Raw genomic sequence first — 16896 nt, 5'->3', positions numbered from 1 at the left:
CTTACCTTAACTTCTAAGCTAGAGTGTATCTAAAGTAAGCAATACAGGCTGGTGGTCAGAGGCCTTTGTTTTTTCATCAACGAAAATATCTTTGAGCAAGGGCATTAGGCTTTTGGTTATGAAGAAAAAATCACGACAGTGGGGGCCTTCTGGCCATTGTTCCGGGTCATAGATACCGCAGGTCGGTGCGTGAACCTTTTCTTTGTGGATGATAGGCCAGGCGTCGAGGTAATGCTTGGAATTTTCTCCGCTTTCTGAATTTAGTAAATGATAGATTTCTTCCTGAATAACGGCGTTGAAATCTCCACATACGATGCTGCGCTCTGGTCTGGCGATGGCGGCATAAGGACCTGAATCTGGGGCAATGTGGTGGTAGTTTTGGTTCGCGGTAATATCACCTTGTACCTTGCAGAGATATTCAGCCTGCGCATAGCGTTGCTTGTCGCAATGGTATTCCAGATGGGTGGTTGTAATCCTGATGGGGCCACTTTCTAACTCGACAACAATTTCCAACGCTTGCCGCGGCATGTGTTTGCACGGTGTCGTCGGTATCGGTTGTGGTAATGCATGGTTGAAGACTTGAATAACGGGCAAACGCGAGAGGATCATGTTGCCGAATTGTCTCCGGTTAGGTTCTCCTGGATACCAGCGATCAATCGCGGGACCCCAAAAGGGTGCATGTTCTGGAAACAACTTGGATAGAGTGGCGAGCTGATCAGAAGCTTCGCCCTTATCTGAACTGGGATCGAAACGGGCAACCTCTTGCAGGCAGATAATATCCGGATCGCCTAAAGATGTGATCACCTTTGCTATGCGTTTTAGATCTATGTGCTTATCAATGCCGAGGCCGCATTGAATGTTCCAGCTTAAAATGTTGATCACTTGATTCCTGCGTGCATAAAGGATTGGACAAATTGACGTTGGAAGAGAAGGAACGCAATTAATAAAGGGGCAACAGCGAGCAATGTCCCTGCGGTAACGATCGACCAATCAACACCAGATTCTGGTGCGCCAAATATAGCAAGGCCAACGGTGAGGGGGCGAGTAGTCACAGAATTTGTGATTACGAGTGGCCATAGAAAATTATTCCAGTGATAGCTTATGGAAACCAATCCAAAGGCAACGTAGGTTGGTTTGGCCAGAGGAACGTACACTTTCCATAAAATTTGCAGGAGAGAGCAGCCTTCAATCTTTGCAGCATCTTCTAACTCGTGCGGTATGGTTTTAAAGGTTTGTCGCAAGAGGAAAATACCAAAGGCGCTGGCCATGTATGGCAACCCGATCCCGACGATAGTATCGACGAGGTCTAGCTTGCTCATGGTGACATAATTTTCGACGATCAGAACTTCTGGCATGATCATTAGTTGAAGTAACACCAGTGCAAATGCGAATGACTTCCCAGGAAACTCAAATCGTGCAAAGGCATAGGCCGCAAGAGTACAAAGGACGAACTGGACCGCAAGAATTGAGGTGACAAGGATAAACGTATTCAAAAAATAACGTGCAAAAGGTGCTTGGTTCCAAGCTGTCGCAAAGTTTTCAAGAGAAAGAGGAGCTAAAAGGTCAAACCTGGTTGCGTATTCCGGGGGATGAAAAGCCGCCCACAGGGCATAGAGTAAAGGTAATAACCATATAAAAGCGAGCAGGTAGGCTGCGCTTGTTTCCAGTGTTAAGGCGAGGCTCTTTTTATGATTTCTTATGCTCATTGGTAGTGAACCTTTTTATCAAGAAACAAGAACTGTCCAATGGCAATAAGTGCAAGTGTTCCAAGGAGAATGACGGTTAATGTCGAAGCGTAGGCTTGGTCAAGGAAGCTAAAGGCAACCTCGTATATGTAATAAAGAAGCAAGGAACTGGCATTGTCTGGACCTCCCTTGGTCAAAATAAAGAGCTGATCGACGAGCTTAAATGAATTGATAATCGCGTTTATAAGAACAAAAAGAGTGGTCGGCATGAGCAAGGGGAACATGATCCGGCGGAAATAATACCATCTGCTTGCCCCTTCGAGCTTTGCAGCTTCTTCGAGTTCGGGGGAAAGCGTTTGCAAGGCTGCCAAATAAAAAATCATAAAGAACCCGGCTTCTTTCCATATGGTAATAACAATAATGCATCCCAAAACAGTGTTTGGATCTCCGAGCCAGTTCTGGCTTTCAAATCCAAAGACACTGGAAAGCTGATCGATAAGACCAATTTCCGGGGTGTAAAAGAAGAGCCAAATATTAGCAACGGCGATCATCGGTAACATGGTCGGGATAAAGAAGCTCATCCGCGCCAAAGATTTGAATTTTAAGTGACCATTGACCCAAATTGCCATCAACAGTGCTAAGGCAATGGAAATGGGAATCGTAAAAAAAGCGTAGATAGCGTTGTTCCAAGCCACCTTCCAAAAGACTTCATCGTCCAGCATGTAGGCGTAATTTTCCAAACCGATGAATTCTGAAGACCTCAATGCCGTACCCTGTGAAAAGAAGCTTTTCGCCAAAGTTGCGATGGTTGGGTAGTAAGTAAAGGCCACCAAGAACACGGCAGCTGGTAATAGAAGAAGCCAGCCATAGAGTTGGTGTTTTGAGGATGGTTTGGTCATCGGCTAAGTTCACATTTCAATAATAGCGCGCTAATAACAACGATGCGGTAATAACGAAAAAGTCCCGGGAACGGTATGTATCCGTTCCCGGGGCAGCTTTGGGTTTTAAATTTAGCGATATTTTTTCAAGAGACGATCCGCTTGTTTCTGGGCGCTATCGAGAGCCTCCGTAGGGGTTTTTGAACCGATCAAGGCTGCTTGGATTGCGTCATCCAAAAGTTTTCTAACACGGCCGTTCTGATAGGTAGAAAGTTCGGCCGTGGCAAATTCCAATTGATCCCGAGCGACGGCGGCAGGTGGGAAGTCTACGACATATTTTTCCATTTCCGGTGTGGCATAGGCGTCTGCTCTGGTGCCGAGGTAACCGGTTTTCATGCTCCATTCTGCAGTGCGTTTAGGCTCTGTCAGGAAGCGGATGAGCTTCATTGTTGCTTTGCGTTCTTCCGCAGATGTCTTTTCAAAGATGTAGAAATTACCACCGCCTGTTGGGGTGCCACGGCGCTTTTGTGCCGGAAGCATAGCTACGCCAAAATCAAATTTTGCATTCTGCTTTACAGCGCTGAGATTTCCTGTGGAGTGCCACATCATGGCTGTTTTACCTTCCAGGAAGTTCTGGCGGAGCGTTCCCCACTCAATTGTTCCTTTTGGCATAATGCCATGCTTTGTGCCGAGATCTTTCCAGAACTCAAGAGCCTCGATTGTTGCCGGAGCGTTAAAGTAAGTTTGGTTACCTTCGTTGTTCATAAGAACTTGGTCGTTTTGCATGCTTAGAGCACCAAACATCCAATAAGGATAGCCTGTGGACGGGATCATTGTCCCCCATTGGCCATCTTTGGTAAGTTTTTTACCTGTGGTAACTAAGTCGTCCCAAGTTGCTGGAGGGACTTCTGGGTCAAGACCTGCCGCGCGGAAAGCGTCTTTGTTGTAATACATAACAATTGTTGATCGCTGGAAAGGAATGCCCCAGGTTTTGCCTTGAGTTTGACCATTTTCCATCAAGGCTGGATAGAAACTTTTAAGCCATTCTTTTTCTTCTTTTGTCTCGACAACATCATCGAAGGCAACAATTGCACCTTGTTCAATCAACTCATATGTATCGATGGAAAACATCACTGAAGTTTGGGCTGGCTTACCGCTTTTAAGCGCAGCGAGTGCTTTGATGCGGGCATCGTTATAGTTTCCTGCATAGATCGCATTCACATTGATATCCGGGTTTTGTTTCTCAAAATCCTCAATCATTCCATCTACGATTTTCGTGAGGGGGCCGCCAACAGCGACAGGGTAATACATTGTAAGTTCAACGGCCGATGCGGCTGTTGTCAGTCCAAGACCGAGAGTGGTGGCTATTGCCAATTTCCCGGCTGTTCGCTTTAGTGTCTTCAGCATGGTGTAGTCCTCTTGTTATTGAGGAAGACCGTACTTCCGGCTTCCTTCCCGATCCTGTTCCACTGAAATGTGAAGCAGGGCATTTAATAAGGCTCTAAATATTTAGAGCCTCTATCTCGTCATTCCGTTTTCCTGATTTACGATCGAAAGTGTGTACAGCTTCTTTTTTCCACTGCAGTTTGGTGGGAGTTGGTTCTGTAACTCTTATCTTTCCCGGTGTTCGAACTAGAATTTCCTGCTTGTCAACTAGGGCCGTAACAACCGTATCAGCCCCTAGGTAGTCAGCAGATATAAGTTCAGCATCAAGGCCGGTGTCATTTGAAAGCGTGATATCCTCTGGTCTTATACCGATTAAAAAGTCGTCTTGTTTATAAGATAGGAGAGGCGTTGTGATTGCACCTGCTACTGGATCAATTAAATTCATCGGTGGTGTACCGATAAAGGATGCGGCAAAGGTGGTGGCAGGTTTGTTGTATAACTCTTCTGGCGTTCCCTCTTGCTCTATTTTTCCTTCGCGCATCAAGATGACTTTATCGGCCATGCTCATTGCTTCTGCTTGGTCATGGGTGACGTATATGACTGTCATTTTAAGGCGCTGTTGAAGGGCACGAATTTCGACACGCATGATTTGACGAAGTTTTGCGTCCAGATTTGAAAGAGGTTCATCCATCAGACAGATAGGGTTTTCGGCTATGATCGCGCGTGCAAGAGCGACGCGTTGGCGTTGCCCACCGGAAAGCTGGGCCGGCTTCCTATCTAGCAGATTATGAAGCCCAACTTGTTCCGCGACTTTGGCCAGCCTTTGGCTTTGGATGTGAGATGGAACTTTGCGAACCTTTAATCCAAAAAGAATATTTTCTTCTACATTTAAATGAGGAAAGAGGGCGTAGTTTTGGAAAACCATTGATAAATTTCTGTCGGCTGGTGAAGCCGATGTCATATCTGATCCACCAATAAGAAGCTGTCCTGCGCTGATATCTTCGAGGCCTGATATCATACGAAGTGAAGTTGATTTTCCGCATCCAGAAGGGCCGAGTAAAACAGCAAACGTACCTTCGTCAACAGTAAACGAAATGTTGTCGACGGCTGTTGTATCGCCCCACTGCTTACTTATGTTGCTTAATTCAATGGCCGACATGTTTTCATTAGCCTTTCGGATATATTTTTTATTTTCACAACAGCCGTGCTGGAAAATATTATGTTTGTATACGGGCGAATTGTGTAAGCATTGTGTACATAATATTACATAAATGTAAATAAACTTACATTTATGTGCGAAATGACCTTAGTATTTCTACTTTCCCTAGGAGCATAGAAATTTTTGAATGTCTATTGCTGTCCGGCAATAATGAGATTGGCACCGGACTTTTCCAAGGCCTTAACAATTGCTTCCGAAGGTGTTTGGTCCGTAAAAATAGCGTCGACTTCTGAAGCATGAGCAAAAGGCATCATGGCGTCTGCGTTGAATTTGGAATGATCAGCTGCGGCAAACTTATGCTTGGAAATCTCAAGGGCAGCTCTTGATGCCTGCGCATCTCTGTAGTCATAGTCCAGTAGTTGGCCATCGTCTGTTATGGTGCCAATACCAAAGATACCATAACCGACTCGAAAATTTTTAAGAAACTCAGTTGTGGTTTCGCCTGCAATCGCGCGATCTTTATTACGAACCAGTCCGCCAGGGAGAATGATTTCGAAATCTGTTTTCTCGCAAAGTATTGATACAACACCAATGTGATTTGTTAAAATACGTAATCCTTCATGATTTATCAGAGCTTCTGCAACGGCTTCCATGGTTGTGCCTATATCTATGAACAGAGAAGATCCATTTGGTATTTTCTTGGCGATTTCTTTCCCAATCATAGCTTTTTCTTGAGCGTTACGGACCTTCCTGTTGGGGTAGGCTAGACCGTCAATCCCTGCTGGCAGCCCTGCGCCACCAAAATGGCGTTGAAGTAAATTTCGTTCACTTAAGTATATAATATCACGGCGAACGGTCTGTTGTGATACCCCAAATTTTTCTGCGAGCATCTCAATAGAAGCAAAACCACGCTCCCGTACCAAACTTATAATCTGATCTTGTCGATTATTGATACCCAAACGTTTTTGTTCTGCCACGGAGTTCACTCAATTAATTGAAGGGAGGCTTATTTGAAATATAGTTATCTATGTAAGTCATGTAAACTTTCTTACATTTTTTAGAAATAAATGTGTAGATCAGCTAAATCTTCGAGAAAGAAGTCAGAAGGTTAAAATAAATACTCTTAAGCTAAGCTATCAATTGTATTTATCTTTTGAATAAGGAAGTTCGGGAGCTTCGAGCTATTGAACGCAGAGAGTAAGTACCCATTTACGTTAAGAAGACAGTTCCAGATCTTATCGGGTAAATTATGCAGCAGGAATGTCCCAGTTAGTTGAGTGTTTATTGTGCATTTAGTGCGTTGACCTTGCGTGGAATAAGACAAGTATATGGTTGATTTGAATAAGTTGAGAACCTTTACCGTTGTTGCGAAAGAAGGTTCTATTACAAAGGCTGCTGAACGTCTATATCGGACGCAGCCTGCTATAAGTGCACAACTTAAAGATATCGAAGAAGATACCAAACTTGTCTTGTTCGAGCGTAAGAACTCAAAGATATATTTAACAAAAGAAGGGCGGTGTTTATTTGAATATGCTCAAGAACGTATTAATGAAATTGATGCCGTCGTGGATTGCTTGCGTAATCATCGACAGAATTTAGAAGGTAGCATTCGTTTAGGTGTGCAGTTTGAAGTAACAACGTATTTAATTCCTGATATTGTTCATGAATTTAAGAAACTACATCCAAAAGTTCGCCTTGAAATCATTGGGCTGGATCATCACGATCTTGAAGATGGTCTCTTAAATAATAAAGTGGATGTCGGGCTGACAGTTCTACTCAAGCAACCAAGTTTTTTTGAGAAGAAGGCCTTCTATACTTTTGAGAGATCTTTGGTGGCTTCTGCGAGTTATTTAGCCTCTCTCCCGCCGATAAAAAAATATGCAGACATAATTGATCAAGAAATAATTGCAGGCTCAAGTCGTCTTACTGATTTTAGGGTATGGCTTAAAAAGAATGGGCAAAACCAAGTTGTAAAACAATTAGATAATGTTTCGAAGCTCGTTACGGTGAAGGAAAGAGAAACGATACACAGCCTGATAAGAAAAGGGGCTGGTATGGGATTTTTCGATAGTTTTAAGTTGAATGAACCATCTGATGAAGGCGAAATTATACCTGTTCTCCCTGAATCAAAGCCCATTACGATTACGGTTGATATAACGAGACGTAAAACAAGGACACAAAACGTGCTAATGGATGAGTTTCATGAGTTTCTGTTAGAAAGAGCAAGCAATTTTACTTAAAAATATGAGGAACAACTATTTGGATTGTATCTAAGTTAAACAACATCCATAAAGCGATTCATAGCCTCAGCTCTGCTGTGTATATTCAGCTTTTTGTATATTGATTTTAACTGCACCTTAACCGTGCCCTCTGCTTTTTTTGTAATATTTGCAATCTCTTTGTTACTCATTCCTTTTTTTAACAAAGTGAGTATTTGGTTCTCTTTCGTTGTTAATTGAAATGGTAAAAGAGGTGGTTCAATAACTTGGTGTTCTTTGTTCATTGGTAAGGGCCCGGTCGCCAACAACGAGGCCATAAGATTTGCAAGCCCATCAAATGATTTATTTATAGAATAAAACGCATTTACACCGAGGCTTTGAGCGGTGTGGTCCGGGTTAGATCTTTCGTCTGTAACAAGAATGATTTTTGCTAACGGATGATTTTGTATTGCAGATATCTTCAATAAACACTGTTTTGTAAGCATCGGGGAGATGTACAAAATGCAGTGGGGAATATCTGCGTAATTATAAGGCAGTCTTATGCTTCCACCTTTTCCAAGAAAACAATCAGCGTTTGGGAATGATGATTTTATCTTATCGGCAAGGATTGACTTGATCATTTCAAGTTCACCCAAAACATAAAAAGAGGCGACATCATCAATAACAAGCACAGCAATAACCTAAAAATTAGTGGCTAATTCGAGGTGAAGCAAAGTAGCCTGTGGTTAACTTCTATAATCAGAATCTTGTCCTAGATTACGACTGATATTTAGGTATTAATTATCCTTATCCAAATCAGAATTTCTTTCCAATTAGGATAGATAAGCTTATCGAGGGAGTGTGGTAAGCGTAATTTTATTTGTTCTTTGTTCGTTAGCTAAGTTGTTAACTGATTTAAGGCTTAAAAAAGAGGCTACCATGCAGGTGGTAGCCCCTAATATCAAAAGTCTAGGAAGGATAGACTTTAAAATGCGACAGAAATGCCTGTCTGGAAGTTCGTGAAATCTTCCACGCCACCTTCGTATTCACCGACAGTTGCGCCAGCCCAAGTCGATAGTCCGGGGGCAATCTCATAGCCAACACCAGCTGAATAAGCGATGCTTTCATTGTTGACACCGTTATCGCCATCAAATTCTGACCAGGCGGCACCTACAGCGAGGCTCCAAGGTCCTGTTCCATAAGAAAAGCCGACGTCAACTGTATCGATTTCATTCGTGTCTTCAGTGTCTTCGTGAATGGCGCCTACCGCAGCTTTGAACCCGGCATAGCCGACCATAAGACCACCACCGACTGCGTAGTAGGTGTTATCAGAAGACCCTGAGCCAGGTACTTCATGGGTACCACCAATTAATGCTGCATCAATACTAACGTCATTGAACGAACCGGAATAATTCAGAGCACCGTCAAAATGATTTTCGAGTGAGGTGCTATCGGCACTAGCCGTTTGTCCTGAATCACCGTCTGGTGCAAAAGAAACACCTGCTTTGAAGCCGTTAAATGTAGGGGTGAAATAAGTTATTTTAGTTGCATCGGATGAATCACTAAAATCGGAGGCTGTACGGCCTAATGTACCTTCATTTTCGAGCGCAGATAGCCCCCCTGTATAGTTGCCAAGCATACCATATTGAAAGCCGACTGATGATCCTGAAATCATCATGCGATCTCCTGCAGAATCCTGATCACCAAGTTCAACTTTACCAAAGTCACCTTGTATGAAGATGTGATTTTCGTCAGTATTATTAGTTGAGTTTTGATCGGCTTCAAGCTGGATATGAAGCCCGTAAGTAAGGCCATTATCGGCAGTCTGAGATGCATTCAGGTGAATTTCTGAGTTTGTATTGAAATCCAAGCCATTATTTGTATCTCCGCCTTCGACATTACCTTCGACGCCTGTAGATGAGACGTTGAAATCTGTATAGGCGGACCATTCGATTTGAGTTTCATTTGCTGATGCGGTGTTTATTAGCGACACCCCAGCGACAAGTGCCGAACTGGCAAGCAACATTTTATTCATTTGTTTAGATCTCCGTTGGAAAAGCTGTTTCTTTAATTTTGTAGCGCTTTTTTTGGTATTACCCGTTGGAGAATTAGCAACGATTTTACGGTATGAACAATACCTCATCATGGGTATTGAAAATCAAAATTTTATAACTACACAATACTGAAGGTATTAAAAAATTTTTAAATAAATGTTTAAATTCAATTAATTAAGCTTATTGTCGTTAGGTGATGTATTTATAACACTAAACAGTAGTGTATTGGAAAACGTACCTCTTTAAAGTTTGATTCGATATTAATGAAGTATTTTCGTGCAGCAAAATAGTAAAAAACTCGCAGATGAGGTGTTGATCCGAAACATGGGTATCCCTTAAGCATATTGAATTTCAGGCTATTCATTATCAGCATTTAGTAAATGTCCCCTTACAAAAGTAAAAATAAATAAATGCACCTTGTCGTATCCCGGTCGCTTGGATAGCGTTCTATCTAAAGGCGATATATAGAATTTCCTATGATTTCTGCATCTTTAATTTGAATATTTAATTGCATTTTGGAACGCGTTTAATGTCTCTATCTCTGAGAGATAAGTCTCTTTTTCGGCAACAGGCTTTTATCGGTGGCCTGTGGCTTGATGCTGATTCCGGTCGAAACGTCCCCGTCTATAACCCGGCTACGGGGGCGGAATTGGGGCAGATGCCGTGGATGGGTGCGGCGGAAACGCGTCGTGCAATTGAATGTGCTGAACAGGCGCTTGTCAGCTGGAAAAAGATGTTGTCCAAAGACCGTGCGGCAATCCTTCGGCGCTGGTGCAATCTTATTTTGGAGCATCAGGAGGATCTCGCCCAAATTATGACGGCAGAACAGGGTAAACCTTTATCAGAATCCAGAAGTGAGATTTCTTCTTCGGCGAGCTATATCGAGTGGTTTGCTGAGGAAGCAAAGCGTACTTATGGAGAGACAATTCCTGCAGGAAAAAAAGACCAACAACTATTGACGATAAGACAACCAATCGGTGTTGTCGCTGCGATCACACCATGGAACTTCCCCGCGCAAATGATTGCTCGAAAATGTTCACCTGCACTCGCTGCAGGCTGTACTGTTGTTATCAAACCCGCACCACAAACACCCTATTCTGCCTTGGCATTAGCTGTCTTGGCGCAAATGGCGGGTTTACCCGATGGTGTTTTAAATATTGTAACGGGTAAGGCGGGGGAGATTGGCGACGAAATGACCGCGAACCCTGCTGTTCGAAAACTTTCATTCACGGGTTCCACCGTTGTGGGAAAAGTTCTAATGGAAAAGTGCGCTCTTACCGTTAAGCAAGTTTCTATGGAACTTGGTGGTAATGCACCGTTCATTGTATTTGACGATGCGAATTTGGACTTTGCTGTTCGTCACGTATTGGCAAGTAAGTTCCGTAACTCTGGACAAACTTGTGTTTGTGCAAATCGTATAATGGTTCAAAGCAGTGTGTACGATGAATTTGCAACTAAACTCACTTCTGCTGTGCGTGAAATAAAAATTGGTCCAGGAAGCAACGAGAATACTACTCTCGGTCCCCTTATTGATGACCGTGCCATTGATAAAGTCGATGGTTTGGTCCGGGATGCTTTGAGTAAAGGGGCGAAGGCTTTGATAGGCGGTACTCCTCATAATGCTGGTGCGCTTTTTTATGCACCGACAGTTTTGACGGGTGTCACGCAAAATATGCAGGTTTTTCATAAAGAAATCTTTGGACCAGTTGCACCTTTGTATCTTTTTGAAAAGGAAGAGGAGGCAATTGATCTAGCGAATGCAACGCGTTACGGTCTTGCCGCGTACTTCTTTTCCAGAGATGTAGGTCGTGTATGGCGTGTTTCTGAAGCCCTGGAGTACGGAATGGTTGGTGCAAACAGTGGCACGCTTTCTTCTGAGGCGACACCCTTTGGTGGCATAAAAGAATCTGGCATTGGCCGTGAAGGCGGTAAATATGGCATTCAAGAGTTTCTTGAAATTAAGTATATCAATATGGGGCTTGAAGGTTAAGGCGACCTATAAGCAAAATAGATACATATTAAGTCGCTGAATTCTATAAGTTCAAGCGTATCAGCGTGTAAAGAGGTGACACATGAAAAATCAGAAACTTGTATTAGCAAAGCGCCCAGATGCAAATGTTTCTGCTGATATTTTTCGGCTTGAGGAAGAGCAGCTTCCCGCGTTGAACAACGGACAATTCTTGGTTCGCAATCTGTACCTCTCGGTTGACCCTGCTATGCGCGGTTGGGTGACTGATATGCCCAATTATATTCCACCCGTTGCTCTTGGTGAGGTCATGAGAAGTTTCGCCGTGGGTAAGATTGTTGAAAGCAAACACGCAGGTTTTTCTACTGGAGAGATCGTTTATGGTCGATTTGGATGGCAAGAGTTGACGATTAGTGACGGATCTGATGTTGAGCGTAAAGTTAACCCAGATGATGCCCCGCTTTCAGTTAATCTCCATGTTCTTGGTATGACGGGAGCAACAGCCTGGTTTGGTTTGACTGAAATAGGTAATCCGCAAGCGGGAGAAACGGTTGTTGTCTCTACAGCTGCAGGCGCTGTTGGCTCTATGGTCGGACAGATTGCTAAAGCGCGAGGATGCCGCACGATTGGGATTACGGGCAGCGACGAAAAGGCTGAGCGCTGCCTTAATCAGTTCGGTTATGACGCGGTTATAAACTATAAAACATGCAAAGACCTCTCTGTTGAATTGGCTGAATATTGTCCAAACGGTATCGATGTTTATTTTGATAATGTCAGCGGTCCTATATCCGATGCGGTGGTGAGCTTATTCAATGTCGGCGCGCGAATGACGGTTTGTGGTGTCATTGGTATATCGTCCGAGCATTTGAACGGCCCCAGAGTGGCTCGTACTTTGCTGGTGAAGAGGGCCAAAATGCAAGGCTTCCTGATCTTTGACCATATGCATCGCCTTGCACAAGCTGTAGAAGGCTTACTTCCGCTTTATAAGACGGATAAACTAAAGTTCAGTGAAGAAATCTATAATGGTTTAGACCAAGCACCGATTGGATTGGAAAGCCTACTTGCGGGAACAAATCAAGGTAAGGTTCTGGTTAAGCTTTAGCCAGGGGATTAGGGGATTTGAGCGAAGCGGGAAGCTAATTTTCAATAATTACCCCTGGAAAGTGTGTACCTTCTTTTGCTATCCAGGTGATCAGATTGCCCTCTGCGGTCATGTTATAACAGGTCCAGCCAAAAGACCTCCATTGAGAGCAATATTGATTACCCTGTATCGACCATTTTCCTTGCTCCGTATTCCGACCGGCTGCTTTATAGGTTGTTGTTCCATCAGTATTAAAAGTTTGGTGGAACTCTGTTTTTCCACCTGGACGGTGGACAACGGTCTTGCCGTGAAGGTAACTTTTGATCTCGTCATGATTTAGTTTTATTTCATCGCTGAGCACGATGCCAATAGGGCTAAGGTAAAAAAATGAGATAAGTAAGAGCGAGCGAAGGATCATAAGTCCACCTAATGCAGTAGATTGTGGGATCTTAACTTTATATAAAAACTCAACAGGTTTGGCTTTTCACGATGTTGTGAATTTTTATATAATTTAATAATTTCAAACTATTACTCTATTTTTGAAGTCTGAATTCTTGTTTGGGTAATATTGGAAAAATTAAGACCTTTAAATTCCTTTCTTTAATTTCCACTTGGTCTGGCTTAGATATTGTAACATCACTTTTTTTATATGCCTTAGGAGCCGAGTTCCATGCCGACCTATCACGATGACGATGTACAATACGATTACGACCTGTTTGTAATCGGTGGGGGATCAGGTGGCGTTCGGGGTGCCCGTATGGCGGCAGCAACAGGTGCGCGTGTGGCCTTGGCCGAAGAGTATCGTTATGGCGGAACCTGTGTCATTCGGGGCTGTGTTCCTAAAAAGCTGTTTTCCTATGCCAGTCATTTTCATGAAGAGTTTGAAGATGGCGCTGGGTTTGGCTGGTCTGTTGGGGAAACGTCTTTTGACTGGAAAACCTTGATTGCCAACAAGGATAAAGAAATTGATCGTCTTGAAGATATTTACAAATCCATTCTGAAGAACGCCAATGTAACACGGCATGATGGCCGCGCTGTGTTGGAGGATCGCCATACAGTACGGGTTGGTGATCAAACCTTCACAGCAAACAAAATTCTTTTGGCTCCAGGCGGGCACGTTGTTTTTCCGGAAGGTACAGGGTGGGAGCATGCCATAAGCTCGAACGAAGCCTTTCATCTGGATGAGTTGCCTAAACGTGTGGTGGTCTATGGTGGTGGATATATCGCGGTTGAGTTTGCAGGTATCTTCAATGGTCTGGGATCAGAAGTAACTCAGGTTTATCGGGGTGATGCGTTATTGCGCGGATTTGACAGAGATGTGCGTGAATTCCTTGGTACTGAAATGGAGAAAAAAGGCATTGCACTTGAACTCAATCTGACCATTGAGGCGATTGAAAAGGTAGATACAGGTCTTCTTGTTACCTATTCTGATGGTCGAACTATTGAAGTTGATGCCGTTTTCGCTGCCACGGGCCGTAAGCCTAATGTGGAAGGCCTTGGCCTGGAAAAGGCTGGTGTTGAGTTGAATAGTAAAGGTGCGATTAAGGTTGATGAGTTCTCTCTAACCACAGCGAAAAATATCTATGCCGTTGGGGATGTCACTGACCGGGTCAATTTAACACCCGTTGCGATCCAAGAAGCGATGGCCTTTGTTGATACTGCCTTCAAACATACACCGCGGGCCATGGATCATCATAATATTGCCACTGCCGTTTTCAGTCATCCTCCTGTTTGTACCGTTGGCCTAACAGAAGAGCAGGCGATCGACCGTTATGGTGATGTTGATGTTTATCAATCGAGCTTTCGCCCCATGAAACACACTCTGTCGGGGCGTGATGAAAAAGCCTTGATGAAGTTGATTGTGGAAAAACATGGCAAGAAGGTTGTTGGCCTTCATATGGTCGGCGCTGATTCTCCAGAAATCGTTCAGGGCTTTGCCGTGGCCATTAAAGCCGGGGCTACCAAGGACATGTTCGATGCAACGGTCGGCATTCATCCAACCGCTGCCGAAGAGTTTGTGACAATGCGCGAGCCCCGCTCATAACTGATGATGACATTGTTAGAAGGGAAAAATCTTTCCCAATGACAAAGGAAAGGCTGCACATGTGCAGCCTTTCCTGTTTGTTTTCTTCTGTAGAATACAGATGTTAGTACATGATTTATGTGTTTATTTGGGAGTTGACGCCTTAACGATCATGTCGAGTACAGTGGGCCATTGTTCTTTAGGGACCATCCAGTTCTGTAGCTTTTTACCATTCATAGTAGCCTCGACACCCTTGATACCATGGAAACAGATCCATTCCGGTGAAACATCAAGCGATATTTCTTTAGCTCGTTTAATTGCTTTCAGCATGACATCTTTTCGTACTTTGTCAGATTTCCCTGCAAGGTACTCTCTCACTTCTTGTACGTAACGGGGCCAATAGCTGATGCCTTGTCTTGCCGTTTCATCTGTACAACGATAGGCGTCGTAACGGGCTCGAATTGCGGCTGTCATATACCAAATTACTGCCTCGTCAGGGGCTGTTTTAAATAACCGGCGAACCATTTCATATATGTAAGTGGTATAGATCTGATTGATGTTGTTTTTGACTAACCGGATGACTGCTTCATCTTCGCTAGCAGGTTGATTGGCCACGTTGAGAAATGCTGCTGTGTAACCGGCACTTTGAGGGATAGCAGGGCCACTTAAACTAGGGCTGGTGTTAAACTTAGGTTTATTCAAAAGGGCATTTGCGCGTTGTAGTTCGGTTGCTGCAAAACTTTTTTTATACTTAAGGCGTTTGATTTCTTGTAAAGCTGGGGCGAAGCCAGCTTCCGCAGAGGAAAGATACCAAGATCCTGCGGCTTTCCGATCTTTTGAACCTCCCAAACCGTTCTCAAGTAGATAAGCGAGCATGTGCATGGCGCGAGGGTTGTTGTTTGTTGCAGATTTCTTTGCCCATTTTCGCGCAAGAGCGCGGTTCTGTGTTACGCCGTTACCGTTAAGATATAGGACAGCCATCAGGTATTGAGCCTGATTGTTCTCGACCTTTGATGCCTTTGCCTTTAGTTCGGTAACAGCTGCACCATCCCCCTTTTTTATTAGCTCCATCAAGTTAGTGAGGTGGGCAAGTTCTTCAATATTTTCACTTTGTGCAGGCAAGGGACTGATCAGAACTGTCAAAGGTAAGACGAACAAACCGGAGACTAGGAGAAGAAAGGGTAATTGGGCTCTAATAGGTCTTAATTTTTTTAGAAAAAATTCCTGATAAATCATTCGAGTACTCAATATAAAAATTCAAAATGCTAGGTCATATTAGATAATAGATTAACCTGAGAGAGTAAAATATGTATGGGTACAGGCATACCGTTGCTTAACTTATGAGGTGTTGTTTTCCGAATGAATCCCAAAAATAGTACCTTGTTCTGCTTGATTCCATAATATCGAGCTATTTCAAAACAGCCCAGTTTTTATAAAAGATGCCATTTATCTTTAAGAAGACAACTTGCATCACTTTCATGAAAACGTTCTGAAACCCGGTGAAGTATGAAGGCCTGAGGACATCCACAAAAACGCAATAACGTTCGTGGTCTTCTTCGTTAATAGATTGATGCTGAAGCGTGTCATCAAAAATGAACAAGGGATCGTCGTGCCAGAAGTGTTTCTTGCCATCAACTTCGATGAAGATGTTATCGCTCTTGATCGGGGTCAGGTTATAGAGAACCCGAAGCGTCAACCTCAAAGGACCAAAGTGAAGAGAGGTTGATTTCTTTTTATTAAAAACAGAAATGCCTATGGTCTTAATATATTTGTATTCTTTGTTGAAGGCTGGCACGGCTGTATTGGTGTTTTTACCATACCATTTGTAAAACAGCATGCCGCGGCTTTTGCCGTCGAGCTGCGCGCGAATGTTGCTTATAATTTCCTCTTTGCCCTCATCGAAAATTGTCAGGATATCCTGAATTTCCTGTTTGTGCGTGTCGGGGAAATCATCAAGCTTATAAACGTATTTATTGCGGTGAGAAATCAGGTCGAGACACAAGTTTACGGGGGAGAGCGCCCAAGTCAGCAAGCCATTGCCTGTGAAGTATTTTTTGGCAAGGGCCGGGGTGATTTTGCTGTGTCTGGACAAATCCAAGACGCCCATGGCGATAAAAACGACTGTGAATATAGGGATAAAATAAAGGAGAACGGCGAGAGGGACGATAATTCTCAAGAGTCTGCTGATTTGTTTCTTGCTCATGCAATTTTCTCGTCGTTGTTCAAGAAGTTAGTTAAAAAATTAGCCAAAAATCTTGATGGAAGTCAAAAGGAATAACTTAAAGCTTATAGCGGCAAATATCCTGCCTATCAAACGTGATTATAAGTATTGTTGCGAATCGATATCAGTTAGGTGTTCATTTGTTTGAACGGTTCATTGTTTGATAAACTGGTACTGGGGATAAGTTACGTGCGAATATGTAGAGGCTACTTGTTGTATGTCATTCCGATGAATATATAAGTTCA

Annotated in this window: 15 protein-coding genes; 4 read left to right on the top strand and 11 right to left on the bottom strand. The window is 43.4% G+C overall.

The features are described from left to right. Window positions 1-18 precede the first annotated feature (18 nt). The 6 genes from ACFSKO_RS20955 to ACFSKO_RS20930 form a co-directional block, all read right to left on the bottom strand. Entirely contained in the window at window positions 19-882 is an 864-nt protein-coding gene (locus ACFSKO_RS20955) for an endonuclease/exonuclease/phosphatase family protein (protein WP_380255385.1), read from the bottom strand. After that, the gene (locus ACFSKO_RS20950) at window positions 879-1706 is read right to left on the bottom strand and encodes a carbohydrate ABC transporter permease (RefSeq protein ID WP_380255383.1); all 828 of its coding nucleotides are present in this window, start codon (window positions 1704-1706) and stop codon (window positions 879-881) included. Before ACFSKO_RS20950 ends, ACFSKO_RS20955 begins: the two co-directional genes overlap by 4 nt. Continuing rightward, the gene (locus ACFSKO_RS20945; RefSeq protein WP_380255381.1) at window positions 1703-2584 is read right to left on the bottom strand and encodes a carbohydrate ABC transporter permease; all 882 of its coding nucleotides are present in this window, start codon (window positions 2582-2584) and stop codon (window positions 1703-1705) included. Before ACFSKO_RS20945 ends, ACFSKO_RS20950 begins: the two co-directional genes overlap by 4 nt. 111 nt (window positions 2585-2695) lie before the next feature. Further along, window positions 2696-3970 carry an ABC transporter substrate-binding protein gene (locus ACFSKO_RS20940; protein ID WP_380255379.1) on the bottom strand — a complete coding sequence of 425 codons (1275 nt, stop codon included), beginning with the start codon at window positions 3968-3970 and terminating at the stop codon, window positions 2696-2698. 94 nt (window positions 3971-4064) lie between these two features. Continuing rightward, window positions 4065-5108, bottom strand: a complete 1044-nt coding sequence (locus tag ACFSKO_RS20935; protein ID WP_380255377.1) for an ABC transporter ATP-binding protein — start codon at window positions 5106-5108, stop codon at window positions 4065-4067. 191 nt (window positions 5109-5299) lie between these two features. Next, window positions 5300-6085, bottom strand: coding sequence for a DeoR/GlpR family DNA-binding transcription regulator (locus tag ACFSKO_RS20930; protein ID WP_380255375.1), 786 nt, complete (start codon window positions 6083-6085; stop codon window positions 5300-5302). Between the two features lie 351 nt (window positions 6086-6436). On the opposite strand from ACFSKO_RS20930, the gene ACFSKO_RS20925 reads away from it, so the two are divergent. Further along, window positions 6437-7348: a LysR family transcriptional regulator gene (locus ACFSKO_RS20925; protein ID WP_380255373.1), complete on the top strand. Its 912-nt coding sequence runs from the start codon at window positions 6437-6439 to the stop codon at window positions 7346-7348. 35 nt (window positions 7349-7383) lie between these two features. On the opposite strand, the gene ACFSKO_RS20920 is transcribed toward ACFSKO_RS20925, so the two are convergent. After that, the gene (locus ACFSKO_RS20920) at window positions 7384-7998 is read right to left on the bottom strand and encodes a helix-turn-helix transcriptional regulator (RefSeq protein WP_380255371.1); all 615 of its coding nucleotides are present in this window, start codon (window positions 7996-7998) and stop codon (window positions 7384-7386) included. A gap of 293 nt (window positions 7999-8291) precedes the next feature. Continuing rightward, window positions 8292-9341: a porin gene (locus tag ACFSKO_RS20915; RefSeq protein ID WP_380255369.1), complete on the bottom strand. Its 1050-nt coding sequence runs from the start codon at window positions 9339-9341 to the stop codon at window positions 8292-8294. Window positions 9342-9889: 548 nt separating this feature from the next. Between ACFSKO_RS20915 and ACFSKO_RS20910 the strand changes: the two genes are divergently transcribed. Continuing rightward, complete coding sequence (locus ACFSKO_RS20910) at window positions 9890-11350, top strand: NAD-dependent succinate-semialdehyde dehydrogenase (protein WP_380255367.1); 1461 nt, start codon at window positions 9890-9892, stop codon at window positions 11348-11350. A gap of 82 nt (window positions 11351-11432) precedes the next feature. After that, window positions 11433-12428 carry an NADP-dependent oxidoreductase gene (locus ACFSKO_RS20905; RefSeq protein WP_380255365.1) on the top strand — a complete coding sequence of 332 codons (996 nt, stop codon included), beginning with the start codon at window positions 11433-11435 and terminating at the stop codon, window positions 12426-12428. A gap of 34 nt (window positions 12429-12462) precedes the next feature. Here the strand turns inward: ACFSKO_RS20905 and ACFSKO_RS20900 are convergent, their stop codons facing one another. Further along, window positions 12463-12825: a hypothetical protein gene (locus tag ACFSKO_RS20900; protein ID WP_380255363.1), complete on the bottom strand. Its 363-nt coding sequence runs from the start codon at window positions 12823-12825 to the stop codon at window positions 12463-12465. Between the two features lie 252 nt (window positions 12826-13077). Between ACFSKO_RS20900 and gor the strand changes: the two genes are divergently transcribed. Then, on the top strand, window positions 13078-14451 hold the full coding sequence (gene gor, locus ACFSKO_RS20895) for a glutathione-disulfide reductase (RefSeq protein ID WP_380255361.1): 1374 nt from the start codon (window positions 13078-13080) through the stop codon (window positions 14449-14451). 123 nt (window positions 14452-14574) lie between these two features. Here the strand turns inward: gor and ACFSKO_RS20890 are convergent, their stop codons facing one another. Both ACFSKO_RS20890 and ACFSKO_RS20885 read right to left on the bottom strand, forming a co-directional pair. Next, window positions 14575-15552 carry a tetratricopeptide repeat protein gene (locus tag ACFSKO_RS20890; RefSeq protein WP_380255359.1) on the bottom strand — a complete coding sequence of 326 codons (978 nt, stop codon included), beginning with the start codon at window positions 15550-15552 and terminating at the stop codon, window positions 14575-14577. A gap of 286 nt (window positions 15553-15838) precedes the next feature. Beyond that, window positions 15839-16633 (bottom strand): aspartyl/asparaginyl beta-hydroxylase domain-containing protein, encoded by a 795-nt coding sequence (locus ACFSKO_RS20885; protein ID WP_380255357.1) that lies wholly within the window; start codon window positions 16631-16633, stop codon window positions 15839-15841. Window positions 16634-16896 lie beyond the last annotated feature (263 nt).

Origin of the sequence: Kiloniella antarctica (assembly GCF_042682825.1) — a bacterium.
Classification (GTDB): Bacteria; Pseudomonadota; Alphaproteobacteria; order Kiloniellales; family Kiloniellaceae; genus Kiloniella; species Kiloniella antarctica.
This window is presented reverse-complemented; position numbering and strand designations above follow the sequence as displayed.

Excerpts from the sequence above, each read along its gene's own strand:
- ACFSKO_RS20950 (WP_380255383.1), bottom strand. The coding sequence starts at position 1,706 with ATGAGCATAAGAAATCATAAAAAGAGCCTCGCCTTAACACTGGAAACA.
- ACFSKO_RS20945 (WP_380255381.1), bottom strand. The coding sequence starts at position 2,584 with ATGACCAAACCATCCTCAAAACACCAACTCTATGGCTGGCTTCTTCTA.
- ACFSKO_RS20940 (WP_380255379.1), bottom strand. The coding sequence starts at position 3,970 with ATGCTGAAGACACTAAAGCGAACAGCCGGGAAATTGGCAATAGCCACC.
- ACFSKO_RS20935 (WP_380255377.1), bottom strand. The coding sequence starts at position 5,108 with ATGTCGGCCATTGAATTAAGCAACATAAGTAAGCAGTGGGGCGATACA.
- ACFSKO_RS20925 (WP_380255373.1), top strand. The coding sequence starts at position 6,437 with ATGGTTGATTTGAATAAGTTGAGAACCTTTACCGTTGTTGCGAAAGAA.
- ACFSKO_RS20915 (WP_380255369.1), bottom strand. The coding sequence starts at position 9,341 with ATGAATAAAATGTTGCTTGCCAGTTCGGCACTTGTCGCTGGGGTGTCG.
- ACFSKO_RS20910 (WP_380255367.1), top strand. The coding sequence starts at position 9,890 with ATGTCTCTATCTCTGAGAGATAAGTCTCTTTTTCGGCAACAGGCTTTT.
- ACFSKO_RS20905 (WP_380255365.1), top strand. The coding sequence starts at position 11,433 with ATGAAAAATCAGAAACTTGTATTAGCAAAGCGCCCAGATGCAAATGTT.
- ACFSKO_RS20900 (WP_380255363.1), bottom strand. The coding sequence starts at position 12,825 with ATGATCCTTCGCTCGCTCTTACTTATCTCATTTTTTTACCTTAGCCCT.
- gor (WP_380255361.1), top strand. The coding sequence starts at position 13,078 with ATGCCGACCTATCACGATGACGATGTACAATACGATTACGACCTGTTT.
- ACFSKO_RS20885 (WP_380255357.1), bottom strand. The coding sequence starts at position 16,633 with ATGAGCAAGAAACAAATCAGCAGACTCTTGAGAATTATCGTCCCTCTC.